Below are 12,521 nucleotides of genomic sequence, written 5' to 3'. Positions count from 1 at the left end.
ATTAATCGTAATCCACGCGTAGATAACCCCTCGCACTGAACAGACCTTCTGCGGGGGTATTACCGGTGACACTAACCGGTTGCGCCCGAAGAACCACTTCAGCCTCTGCGGCATCATCAAGTCGGAAGGGAATTTTGCTGGACAGATTATTTGGTGTGAGCGGCGTACCGTTATTCTGCGTCAGGATAAAACCTACATCGCGGTTATCCGACAGCAGTATATCGCCGCTGCTTCTTTCTGCTTCCAGCCGCAGCGTAAGATAGGCTTGGGCATTCATATTGCTGCATTTAATACCCAACACTTTTGTTATCGGATTCACCCGCTTTGGCGTCTGCCCCGCTGCGACCTGATCGAACTGCATGGTATAAATATCGCCAAAATCGAACTCAACGACCTGGCCGGCGTTGATGGCGCAACTTTGCGGGACTTCCACTACGCCAGCGTAGCTGATGGTGTAGACCACGCTACTGAGCGGATCGACGTTACTTGTAGTGACGTAAACCCGAAACATCGCTTGTTTAGGAATCACCACACGATCTACAAATCGCCGGGTCACCTTGAGCCGAAACGACAGTCTGGAATCCGTCACCGGGAACGCGGTATTTTGCGACACAAAAGGATGTCCCCCCATCTGGATATAATTTACCGGCGGGTAGAATCTTCCAACTGTGTCATCATAAATACTCATGGCACCATTGAGATATTCATTTAACTTCAGATAGTGATAATTTCCGACAGTCTCCTCAATTGGCAGGTCAGTCACATAGCTACGCAGGGTGGTATTGCCAGCCGTGCCTGGAGGGCAGATGGCATACACACCCACCCTGCCGGATGTCTCCGGCAAGTTAACAATCTGCCCTTCGGCATTGTTGCTGCTGTTGAACACATGAGAGAGATCAAAAGGCACATCTTGCGCTACGCCTAAGGAATTGGTACAGACGGTGGCGGAGACGGGCCCAGCGCAGGCCAGAAGTATCGCCCCGGCTAAGTAATTTTTTAATTTCATCAATAATTTCCGGTCTATTTACAGCTGGCCGTCGCCATCACCACTGTCTGTTTCAGGCTATCCGCTGGCAACTGGTAGTCAGCAACGCATTGCGCACTTTCACCCTCACCCCACTGCACCCGCAGCTTCCCGCTTAACGGCAAACCGCTCAGATATACCTGCCCTTCATCGCCTGCCATGCTCGTCACCCCGCTGCCTTCTTCACGCACCGAGGAGCCAAAGGGCACCGGGCGTTCGCCACGTTGCACGGTGATAATGGCGCGCACGCCGATTCTTGCGTCAAAACTGGCCCTCACCAACGCGCCTTCGGTAGGCACCACGCTGCTGACGTTGTTTTCAATCTCGGTTTGGTTATCCATCGAATTGATGTCCAGCCCAACACGGTTGTAGCGATAGACTGACGCGTTAGGTACTACCGCATAACCACGCCAGTCGGTTTTCACCCCGATTTGGTTCTCCACGCGAACATCAGATGCGCCAGGCGCGGCAATCAACACGTTGGTGTTGCCCAGCGATTGGCTGAGTGTCACGCCCTCAGCGTGCCCGACTACCCCGCCCGAGGTTTGCCAGTTGAAATCGCGTTGATTGCCGCCATAGTTGTAGCCAAATCCCAGGTTGCCCATTGAGCCTTGCCAACTGGCGTTAGCGCTGCCAGCATAGCCGTTATCGCTGCTGTGCCCTTGGGTCACACGGTAGTTCACGCTGCGATCGTCCAGCAGCGTGCCGCCAACACCGCTTTGCCAACTGGTTTTGCCCGCGCTGCTGTGATTGACTGCGGTCGTTGCATAAGCACGATCCAGCACCGTATCCTGTGAGTGCCCCTTGCCTGACAACGCGCTGAATGGAACAGAAAGGTTGAACGCCACCATGCGATTATTGTCTGCCATGCCAAGGGATTGGCTCCATGACCATGACAGCGAATAACTGATCCCACGCCAACCGCTGGCATAACCGAGCTGATACCCGCTATTAGTCTGATCGGTTCCCCAGTAGGATTGCTGACTTCCGGAGGCATACAGCGAACCGTAATCCCCCAGCGACTGCGAAATATTGGCCTGAAAACGCCCTTTTTTGTTGTAACGCAGATTGTGGTAGCCGGTCGCCGCCTTGACCCCGTCTTCCCGTGGCGCATACTCATACCCCTCCATGTTGCGGTAAGCCACATCATTGAGGTTAAAAAAGCCTCGCGTTGAATAGCGATAGCCAAGCAGTTGGAAGTTAGTACCATAGTCGTTCAACGATTTGGCATACAGAAAACGCAGGGACTGCCCCTGGTGTTCGCTGTCATCGGCCAGCTTGCTCTGCGCATGGGTGATATCCATTGAGATCGCACCCCAGGCATTCAGGTTTTTACCGGCCCCCAACGCGACGGCACGATAGCGCTCGGCCAGCTGCGTTCCACCGTAAACCGTGTAGCCATTGGACAAACCGCCAATCAGCGTTCCCTGGGTAAAGAAGGGGTTATCCTGTTGTTTGTTACCGCTACGGAAATCGCCCATCACCAGGTCGTATTTAATCCGTCCTTCGCGTTGCAGCAGCGGCACGGTGGAATAAGGCACGCTGTATTGCTGCTGGCTGCCATCACGCTCTTCGACCGTTACTTCAAGGTTACCGCTTGATGAGGTCGGGTTCAGATCATTGATAGCGAAAGCACCCGGTGCAACGTAGCTCTGATAAATCACATAACCATTCTGGCGGATAACCAGTTTGGCATTGGTGCGGGCGATACCGCGTACCGTGGGCGCATAGCCCTGTTGGCTGTCCGGGTACATACTGTCGACGGAATAAAGGCGCGCACCGCGAAAGCCCAGGCTGTCGAACACTTCGCTACCACTATTGCTATCGCCCATCACCAGTTCACTTTTTAGCGGGACCAGGATGCGCTGTACCGAGGTGCTGATATTCTCCCAGCTATTGTCGTGGAAGCCCGTCCCGCTGGTGTAACGCCATGCGCTATTGTTACGCAGCCGCCACGGCCCGTAGTTCAGGCCGCTTTGCAGGTTCAGATAGTAGCTGTCATCGTAAGTGCCGCGATTCCCGGAAAAGGTGTAATTGAGCAGCGCTGCCGGAATCCCCTCATCCCACTGTTCTGGCGGAATATAGCCGCGTGCGCTGTTCAGCAGGGAAGCCTGCGGCAGGCTGATTTTCAGCTGCAAACGGGCAAAATCATATTGCGTCACCGCCCCCGGAATCGCTTCGTTAAGGGGAACACATTCACCCGGTTTATACTGCGCCAGATCCGGGTAAGCCAGCATATTCACACCCAGACGCTTCAGCCAGTTAACGTCCAGACAAGGCGTCAGACTGCCGGATTTCGCCGCTTCCGCCGCATCATCATTATGTGTTGCCGCGTCGAAACGCAGATCTTCGATGGCGATGAATTCCTCATTGCGCCAGATATCGACGCGATAGATGCCAGCGGGTTGCTGACTGCCGGTTTCGAAGCGCGCAAGATCGGCCACCATTGCCACATCGTCCGACAAAAATGCCGGATTAAAATAGCTCCCGGCAGAGCAAATGCCCGGCAATAGCGTCGCCGCCAGTGGCGTGAGCGTAAAAATTTTACGCATAGCGGGTGTCCATTTCATTTTCCTGCTTTCCTTCCCTGGCAAATGCCGTTACTGCATCACACCTGTTTCCGGTGGTGTTAACCCACCATAGTCATTCACCGTTTGAAAGCTGACGCTTCCCTGCACACCCGCAGGCACCGCCACCTGTGCACTGCTTTTCGGTGCCACCATGGTGTTAGGCAGCTTTTCGTTCGCCACTTTCAGGTTGACCAGCGAAACGTAATATGGGGAGGGATTAATGATCTTCAGCTCTTTTCCGACGTGGCTGAAACGGATCTGTTTTAACGCATCATTCGGTTGCATAGACAAATTCGCGGGCCGGACAAACAGCTTGATGCGGGTGAGAATCGCCAGTTGCAGCACGTTCTTACCTTCGATGCTTTTTTTATCCACGGCGGGGATGGCTTTCACGTTCATCCAGAAAAGGGATTCACGATCCGCAGGTAGCGGCTGGCCGACATACATAATGCGCAGCGTATTCTCGCCCTGTGGCTCGCTGACAAACAGTGGCGGCGTGACCACGAAACTTTTGTCTTTTTCGCCGCGCGCATTCTCAACCCAGGAATTCACTAAAAACCGTTCTTTTGACGAACTGTTGGTGATGGGGAGTGAGATCTGTTTAGCGTCGGCGGGATAAATAACCCGCGTCGCACCCAGCGCAATTCCGCCGGAGGCTTGCGCATGAGAAAAAATCATGCTTAAAGAAAGCAATAACGCCGTGGCGGATTTATATAAAATGTTCATCACAACCAATATCATCCAAATAATACCAATGGAAAATCGCCTCTTCCCTGAGGCCAGGTAATCCTTATTGCGCGATTATTCGTATTTCATTATGAAAGTCGCATCGGCGTTTGCCAGACCTGCCGTGGTGGTCGCGGCAGTCGCTTTATAACGTGCGGAGAAGCGTAGGGTGTTCTCACCGTTAATCAGGTTCTGCGGGGTGGAGAACATCGCGCCATTCGGCGTCAATGCTGTTGAGGTCACATCAAGGATCTCGATACCCACACCCCTGGCAGTGATGCCATTACCACCAGAGTTAACGGCCAGCAGTGTCGGGTCAGTCGCATCAGTTTGTCCCGCGAAAGCCACGGCAGCGGTGGCCGCAACGGTGTTATCGCAGTTGGTCAGCACAATACTGAACGGGATCTGGGCAGCGGTATCACCCACGGCGGTAAACGCAGCGGTACGGTACTGACCTAATCGCACCGTCTGATTATCAGACTGGGTGCTGACCGCACAGGCTGCGTTGACCAGTTGACCTTCAAAATGCACCGTTCCGCCTGGAACGGAAACCGGTGCTGCATGTACTGATCCGCTCATCAGAGCAACGCCAGCCACCAATGTGGAAGCAACTTTAGTTAATTTCATCACAATTCCTAATAGTAAAAACGCACATCCGGATAATGTATCCTTCATTATTCCATTGGAGTCATCATTGCTCGCCTATTCTGTTCTTCACATCCTGTGTAATAAACCTGCGCCGCACCAGATTAATGGCGTATCGCAATGAATAAGTGAGCAAATAACAAGCCGCTCATCCTCAAGCGACATGTGAGAATTGTAGGGCTGGGATTAGGAATCTTCCTAGGGATATATTAATGAAATACCTCCGATTGCCTATTAAACAATGGGGTACAACAAAATAATCATGAGAAAATGAATTTAATTACGATATTTATCAGACTGGGAATTCATTTTCATGAAAAAGTGAGGTTGGTTTACTTTCGCAAATCCACATCAGGTACTACCGCACCAGTTACTTCCCTCTTCTTGCGTAATAAGTTTTTTGTATGACGTAATCATTAAATTAACTCTACCTTAACAAGGTATATTTATTTTTGTCCTAAAAGGGATATCTGATGAATCTTTCGACCAGCTCCCAGAACATTTACTCTCCTGGGGTTGCTGCCTCTGGTAATAACGGCGACCATCGGCTGCGGGCCTTCAGCTTTGTATCCAATACCTTTGTCAAACCGCACTCTGGTCATCAGCCACTTTCCCGTCAGCGTTCGTTTTCTTCTCCGCCACAATTCACCGCGCCAAAACCCGGTCAGCTTGCTTCAACGGCAATTGATATGACGGCGATCACCGGTGATGCGATTGCGATAAATATGCCCGAGTTAGCCCCGGAACAGCCGCAAACGCGTTCTTTTCAAACATTAACCAATATTGGCACCGTTGCCGCGCGTACTCTCGCTTCGGTCGGCGTGCCAACCGCCGCGCGTGAGGTGGTAAGCCGCGTAGCACTGGCACCGTTAGCCGCCAGTGCACCAGCAGCGCTTAACTCGGTAGCTCTGGCCTGCGGCGCGTTGCCCCTCGTCCTGCAAACCGGCGCGCTGGCGTATGATTATTATCAGGGCAGGCAAACGACGCAGAATGTTTGCGCGCGGCTGGGGAATATGCTGCTGGCAGGGGGATCGATGGCCGGACTGATCTACAGCGGTGGTCTGTCAGCGGCCGCGGCCCCGTTAATTTCTGCGGTGTTAGTGTATGTGCCGCTACGCGATGTTATCCAGTATTTCCTGCCACTCAGTGACAACGTCACACCGCGCGCGTCGCTGCCTGCGGTGGCGAGCGCGGCAGGCGCTTATGCTGTCAACCAAACGGCGGTCAGCCTGTTAATGGCGGAAGTTGCTGAGTTGTTGACACCGCTGGTCGGTCCGGTAACCGCGAATGTTGTTGCTTCTACTCTCTTCAATTGCGGCGGAGAAGCGACAGAACATATGACCTACCGCCTGCTCACGGGCTATTTCACCGGCGAAACAGCATTAGAGATCGAATGCCACCTGCGTACCCCGGAGGAAACCACCTGGCAAAGCGCGCTGGATACCTTCACCACCGCCTACGCCAGCCGTACCTCATTGTTCACCGCCGGTTACGCCAATAGCTTTGCCATTCAGGGCAACAGTCTGGTTAACAGTGCGACCATCGGCGCGACGCTGGGGGGAGGTTATTCGCTGTTTGTGTACAGCGACCCGGTGGCCTCAAATCGCCGCGAGATAACCGCCATCGACATAGATCACCTGCCCGGTGAGATACCTTGAGGCATCGGAGCAGAGAAACACCGCCGTGCCGATCAGATCATCCAGCTCACCAAAGCGACCAAGGGGGATTTTTTGCAACATGGCTTCGCACCATACACGGTCCTGGTAGAATTCAGCGGTCAGATCGGTGCTGAAGTAGCCCGGCCCTAAACCATTCACCCGAATCCCCTGGGACGCCCATTCAGTTGCCAGTGTGCGGGTTAACCCTGCCAGCCCTGATTTCGACGCGCCATAGGCGGCAGCACCCGGCACGCCCACCTCGCTGGTCAACGAACACAGATTAAGGATCACCCCACCGCGTCCGGTCATGCCGCGCGCGGCCGCCTGGGCGACGAAGAACGCACCTTTCAGGTTGGTATCGACGATGCGTTGCCACAATGCTTCGTCGACATCAAGCGACGGGCACAGTTGCTCAGTACCCGCGTTGTTGATCACCACATCAAACGGCGGCAAGCGGGCAAAGAAATCACGGATCGCCTGCGGTTGCGAGACATCCAGCGGCCAGGCTTCGGCTTGTGGGTCGATCTGGCGCAGCGCAATCAGCGCCGTATCCAGCGTGCTGACATCGCGTCCGCAGAGCGTAACCTGCGCCCCGGCCGCTGCCAGACCTGACGCCAGCGCAAAGCCAATGCCGCGCGAGCTGCCAGTTACCAGCGCGCGTTTACCTTTCAGCGAAAACTGTTCTAATCCTTTCATGGCGTGATCACCGTTTTTAACCACGGGCTGCGCCCGGCAATCAAATGTGGATAGATGTCCGGCACGTCATCAAGGCGGATGGCGGGCGCAACCAGCGTCGCCAGTTTATCTGCCAACTGTGGCAGCAGGGTCAGCGCCTGACGTTGTTCATCTCGAAACACGCTGCACCCCACCAGGATGATTTCTCGCTCCACCAGGCGGTTCATATCGAAATCAGCGGAATGATGGAACAAGCCCACCAGCGCAATCCTTCCGCCGCTGCTGATGTCTTCCACCAGTTGACTCAGTACCGCATTGATACCGGTCGCCTCCACGGCAAAATCAAACGGGCCAACGGGCTGCAACGGCACCAGGTTCGCCAGCCGCTGGTAACGTTCTATATTCGGCTCAACCAATTGCACCTGACATTGCGCCACCTCGTGCAGCAGCAACGCCACCAGCCCGCCGATGGTGCCACCACCGGCCACCCGCACCCGCGCTCCTGGCGAAAGCTGCAATTGATTCACCACCCGCAACGCCACACCAAGCGGTTCGCTGAGTACCGCAATCTGTGGTGGCAGATCATCCGCCACTCGCATCAAACCCTGCGCAGGTAGCAGGGTCTGCTCGGCGAAGCCGCCGTCACACACCTCGCCGACAAAACCCAGTTTCTCGCACAGGTTGTAATGTTGCCGGGCGCAGGCCGGACACGTGCCACACCAGACGCGGGAGTCGGCCACCACCCGATCGCCGGGACGGAAGTCGTTGACGTCCGGCGCGCAGGCGATCACCTCGCCCATCAGCTCGTGCCCCGGCGTAACCGGCAGATGAGCAAACCATTTGCCGGTGCGATAATTATGCAGATCGGAGCCACAAATCCCCGCCGCCAGTACCCGAATATGCACCTGCCCCGGTGCCAGCACCGGCGCGGGAAGGTCTGCCACACTCAACTGCTCAATACCTGATAACCGCACGGCTTTCATGTCACCTCCTTACACCAGTTGGTTGATCCAGCGGTTGAAATCATCATCCCCTTCACTCCCCAGCATTACCGCCAGCGCCAGTCCCAGCGAGGAGGTTAACGGCGTATGCCCGCTGCCGCCGCCCGCCCGCAGATCCAGCACCAGCGTCGGGCAACAAAACATCGCCAGGCGCACCACCCGCTGCCAGTTGCCGGGCAGCCAGCCTTTTTCACGTAATGCCGCCAGCAGCGGTCGCCAGTAATTCTCCCCTTTGCTGGCGAGAAACGCGGCACGCAACGGCGTCAGTTGCCAGTCGTGGGTGACATGCAAGGTATCGCCACGCCGCTCCACCGCGGCGTGATAACGGCTGTCAGCCTGCGCTGGTTCATACAGCCACAACGGATGGGCGAAGATGTTATGGAAGGTGGCTTTCACTTCAGCCAACAGCGCCGGGATGCTGCTGCCCGCAAAAGCGGGATCGAAGCTGATCAGTTCCGGTTGCGTGCCCTGCGTGTCGTACCACACGTTGGCGTTGTGCGCATCGCCATGCGCCACCACCACGCCATGCTGCGCCAGTGCGGCCGGGGCCAGCAGTTGACCGGCTTCGAGAAACAGCTGGCGCAGGCTGTGACCATAGCGCACGCCGTTGATCTCCCACTGCAACTGACTCAGGGTTTGCCATGGCAGGGTTTCGCCTGCCAGGGCAAATTCTTTGTCGACATAAAAACGCTGGACGCGCCCACCGAGTCCCGCCGGTACATCCGGTGAAATCAGCCGGTGCCAAAACAATTGGTGGATCGGTTCCGCCACCACCTCATCCACGCTGCCGCGTTGCAGCGTGGGCAAGGTTTTGCGCAGAATATCGCGGTCAGCGCGCTGCTGGGCATCAATCACCGCGGCCTGCAACGCCGGTTCCTCCCCTGCTTCGATCTCGCGGCAGACATCCGCCAACCGCCGATCGTCACGCCGGGTGTAGAGCAAAATCTGCCGTCCCGGCTCGCCGCAGGCATAACAAGGCACATCCACCGCGAAACCATGCTCACGCAGCAGCTCGGCACGGTAGTACTCTTCAATGGTGTGTTCTTCGCTCTCTTCATGGTGATATTTAAAAAACAGACGGCGGCTGCCGTCGAGCGTGACCAGACCATTCAGCGAGTTCAGGCTGTATTGATCGCGGTTGATCGCCACATCACTGGCTGGCGCGCCGGTCACTTCGGTGATCAACTGGGTGAGTTTCTGTTGTGCGCCCTGCCAGTCACCCGCCCGTGCCAGGGTACGAGCCTGCGCCGCCAGCGGTTGCTTTGATTCAGCCGTCATCCTTTTCTCCCATCAGCGTTTTACGCAGATCGGACACCGCCAGTGCATGGCCGGGAAAGCCTTCATACAGCGCAAAACGGTGGGCTTTGGTTGCCAGCGCATCATAACCCGCCGAGGTGACATACCCCACCGAGACGCGTTTCATATAATCAAACACCGACAGCGGTCCGGCGGTTTTCGCCGCGCCGTTGGTGGGTAACACCGCATTCGGGCCGAGTACAAAGTTACCGAGGGTGATCGGGGTATGCTGCCCGAGTAGGATTTCCCCGGCGTTACGGATTTGCGTCATCACCGCCATCGGTTCACGTGCCAGAATTTCCAGATGCTCTGGCGCGTACTGATTCACAAACTCAACCGCCGTGGCAAAGTCTTTGGTCAGCACCACGCCGCCGTGGGTGCCGCACAGCACCGCCTGGGAAAATTCCGCGCGTTTCTCTGTCTGCTGCGCCCAGTAACCCGGCAGCGCGGCAATCGCCTGCTCCGCTACGCGACGGCTGGACGTCACCAGATACGCCGAAGAGTCCGGGCCATGTTCGGATTCAATCAACAAATCCAATGCCGCCAGTGCGCCGTCAACGCTGTCGTCCGCCAGGATGATGCTCTCGCTCGGGCCAGCGGGCACGCCGGGATCAATCAGATGCGTCAACTGACGTTTTGCTGCCACCACCCACGGGCTGCCGGGACCGACAATTTTCAGGCATTTCGGTACGCTGGCCGTGCCGTATGCCACAGCCGCCACGCCCTGTGCGCCGCCACATTTATAAATCTCGGTGATGCCGACCAACTTAGCGGCGACCAGCGTAGCATCATCCACCTTGCCATCCGGTCCCGGCGGCGTGATGACGATCGGACGGGGGACGCCAGCCACCACCGCAGGAATGGTGGTCATGATCAGCACACTAGGGAACGAACCTTTACCCCTGGGCACGTAGCACGCGACCGCATCGATGGGCACATGACGATCGCCGGCAAATACGCCTGGCTGCATCTCCTTCAGCCACATCTCTTCCGGCTTCTGCGCTTCGTGAAACTTACGCACGTTCTCCACCGAAAAACGAATCGACTCAATCACCTCCGGGTCCATGCGGGCAAAGGCGGCATCAAATTCCTCGGGTTCAGCGCGAATAGAAAAATGTTCGGGTTGCACACCATCAAATTCGCGGGCGAAGCGGATCAGTGCAGCATCCCCTTCGCTTTTTACCGCCTCGATAATCGGCGTGACGCGCGCCGCAAAGAAAGAGAGATCGGACTCGGTACGTTGAAACAGGGCTTCCGGCAGCGTGTCGGCCTGGGTTAAATCATGAAAGGTTACGGACATCGTGGTTTCCTTAAGTCAGTGGGTCGCGAGGGGCTGACGAATGCGTGACAACACCCGGTGCTGCAAATCAATGAACTCGGGATCGCGGCTCATTTCTTCGTGTCGTGGTCGGGGAAGATTCACCGGGAAGGTGCTGTCAATGACGCCCTGTCCCATTACCACGATACGATCAGAAAGCCACACCGCTTCTTCAATGTCGTGAGTGACAAACATCACCGTCAGGCGATGTTTTTCCCAGATTTCAATCAGCAGCTGCTGCATCTGATGGCGGGTCATAGCATCCAGCGCGCCAAAGGGTTCGTCCATTAGCAAAATTTTCGGCCGATACGACAGCGCGCGCGCAATTGCGACGCGCTGCTTCATGCCACCGGAAAGTTCGCCCGGCCAGCGATCACCGGCATTTTCCAGCCGTACCAGTTCGAGATGTTGCTGGGCGATCTCACGGCATTGCTTTGCCGGGGTGCCTGCCGCCTTGAGGGCAAACTCAATGTTTTGCCGCGCGGTTAACCACGGCAGCAAGGTGTAGGATTGAAACACTACGCCGCGGTCCAGCCCCGGCCCGGTGATAGAGCGCCCGTCCACCAGCACGTCACCGCCTTCAAACTCCTCTAACCCGGCGGCAATCGACAACAAGGTGCTTTTGCCACAGCCGGATGCACCGACAATGGAGACAAATTCGTTATCATTCAGGGTTAAATCAATCCCGTGCAGCACCCGACGTTGGGTTTTACCCAGCGGGAAACTTTTTTCCAGTTTGGATAAGGTCAGCGTGGCCATCAGGAGCGTCTCCGGTTGTAGCGGAATAACACGCGTTCAGCCGCGCGCATCAGTTGGTCGGTGATCAGGCCCAATAATCCCAGCAGCAGGATGTAGCCGATAATGGTGTCGGTCTGGAAGTAGCGCTGGGACACCACGATGCGATAGCCCAGGCCAGAGGTAGAAGCCACCAGCTCCGCCAGCACCAGCCAGGTCCACGCCCAGCCCAGGCTGATACGTAATGCATCCCAGATGGCAGGCAGCGCGGCAGGTAACACGATACGCAGCAGGATTTTGCGGTCAGGCATACCCAGGGTGCGGCCAAGACCGATAAAATCCACCGGCACGCGTTTCACCGCATCCATCATCATTAACACCTGCTGGAAAAAGGTGCCGATCCAAATCACTAAAAACTTTTGCACATCGTCGGTGCCGGTCCACAGAATGGTCAGCGGCACAAACGCCACCACCGGCATATAGCGGATAAAATCCACCAGCGGTTCAAAAATCGCTTTGAACAGGCCATAACACCCAGCCAGCACCCCGATCACAATCGACATCAGCGAAGAGATAACAAAAGCAATCGCGATACGGTACAGGCTGCTTTGCACATCGCTCCACAAGGTGCCGTCAGTGGCCAGGCGCATCATGCGTTGCCAGACCTGATCAAGGCCCGGCAGAAAGATTGCCGGGATCGTGCCGTTACGGGTTGCCAGCCACCAACTGATCAGCAACAACGCAAACACCGCGATGGCGATGCTGAGAAACTGCCCCCGCGAGGGGGCACGGCCAATGGTGAGCAGCGACCAGCGACGTCGACGCGGACGAGATGGCCGGTTGACGGCATCCAGTTTTAAAGAACTCATTACG

At 56.2% G+C, this 12,521-nt stretch carries 11 protein-coding genes; 1 reads left to right on the top strand and 10 read right to left on the bottom strand.

Annotation, left to right across the window (positions count from 1 at the left end):
- Window position 1 precedes the first annotated feature (1 nt).
- The 4 genes from fimH to fimA all read right to left on the bottom strand — a co-directional run bounded on the left by fimH (window position 2) and on the right by fimA (window position 4,947).
- On the bottom strand, window positions 2-1,006 hold the full coding sequence (gene fimH, locus AC6I8W_RS24080; RefSeq protein ID WP_497839041.1) for a type 1 fimbria D-mannose specific adhesin FimH: 1,005 nt from the start codon (window positions 1,004-1,006) through the stop codon (window positions 2-4).
- A gap of 14 nt (window positions 1,007-1,020) precedes the next feature.
- A complete protein-coding gene (locus tag AC6I8W_RS24075) occupies window positions 1,021-3,594 on the bottom strand; it encodes a fimbrial biogenesis usher protein (RefSeq protein ID WP_497839040.1) in 2,574 nt (857 codons plus the stop codon).
- Between the two features lie 30 nt (window positions 3,595-3,624).
- A complete protein-coding gene (fimC, locus tag AC6I8W_RS24070) occupies window positions 3,625-4,320 on the bottom strand; it encodes a type 1 fimbria chaperone FimC (RefSeq protein WP_497839083.1) in 696 nt (231 codons plus the stop codon).
- A 75-nt stretch (window positions 4,321-4,395) separates the two neighbouring features.
- On the bottom strand, window positions 4,396-4,947 hold the full coding sequence (fimA, locus tag AC6I8W_RS24065) for a type 1 fimbrial major subunit FimA (protein WP_497839039.1): 552 nt from the start codon (window positions 4,945-4,947) through the stop codon (window positions 4,396-4,398).
- 491 nt (window positions 4,948-5,438) lie between these two features.
- Between fimA and AC6I8W_RS24060 the strand changes: the two genes are divergently transcribed.
- Window positions 5,439-6,623, top strand: a complete 1,185-nt coding sequence (locus tag AC6I8W_RS24060; protein WP_497839038.1) for a hypothetical protein — start codon at window positions 5,439-5,441, stop codon at window positions 6,621-6,623.
- On the opposite strand, the gene AC6I8W_RS24055 is transcribed toward AC6I8W_RS24060, so the two are convergent.
- Genes AC6I8W_RS24055 through AC6I8W_RS24030 form a run of 6 tightly spaced genes read right to left on the bottom strand, consistent with a single transcriptional unit; the run spans window position 6,564 to window position 12,517 of the window.
- Window positions 6,564-7,319, bottom strand: coding sequence for an SDR family NAD(P)-dependent oxidoreductase (locus AC6I8W_RS24055; RefSeq protein WP_497839037.1), 756 nt, complete (start codon window positions 7,317-7,319; stop codon window positions 6,564-6,566). The two genes, AC6I8W_RS24060 and AC6I8W_RS24055, sit on opposite strands and share 60 nt — an antisense overlap.
- Window positions 7,316-8,281 carry a zinc-dependent alcohol dehydrogenase gene (locus AC6I8W_RS24050; RefSeq protein WP_497839036.1) on the bottom strand — a complete coding sequence of 322 codons (966 nt, stop codon included), beginning with the start codon at window positions 8,279-8,281 and terminating at the stop codon, window positions 7,316-7,318. Before AC6I8W_RS24050 ends, AC6I8W_RS24055 begins: the two co-directional genes overlap by 4 nt.
- Window positions 8,282-8,290: 9 nt before the next feature.
- Window positions 8,291-9,577 carry a hypothetical protein gene (locus AC6I8W_RS24045; protein ID WP_497839035.1) on the bottom strand — a complete coding sequence of 429 codons (1,287 nt, stop codon included), beginning with the start codon at window positions 9,575-9,577 and terminating at the stop codon, window positions 8,291-8,293.
- Entirely contained in the window at window positions 9,567-10,895 is a 1,329-nt protein-coding gene (gene hisD, locus AC6I8W_RS24040; RefSeq protein ID WP_497839034.1) for a histidinol dehydrogenase, read from the bottom strand. Before hisD ends, AC6I8W_RS24045 begins: the two co-directional genes overlap by 11 nt.
- 15 nt (window positions 10,896-10,910) lie before the next feature.
- Window positions 10,911-11,672 carry an ABC transporter ATP-binding protein gene (locus AC6I8W_RS24035; RefSeq protein WP_021185415.1) on the bottom strand — a complete coding sequence of 254 codons (762 nt, stop codon included), beginning with the start codon at window positions 11,670-11,672 and terminating at the stop codon, window positions 10,911-10,913.
- Window positions 11,672-12,517, bottom strand: a complete 846-nt coding sequence (locus AC6I8W_RS24030; protein WP_497839033.1) for an ABC transporter permease — start codon at window positions 12,515-12,517, stop codon at window positions 11,672-11,674. The genes AC6I8W_RS24035 and AC6I8W_RS24030 overlap by 1 nt, the downstream gene beginning before the upstream one ends.
- Between the last annotated feature and the right edge of the window lie 4 nt (window positions 12,518-12,521).

This window comes from Pantoea sp. X-Soil-TKNS-1211 (assembly GCF_059730495.1).
The sequence above is the reverse complement of the archived record's forward strand: the minus strand, read 5'-3'. Positions and strand labels throughout refer to the sequence as shown.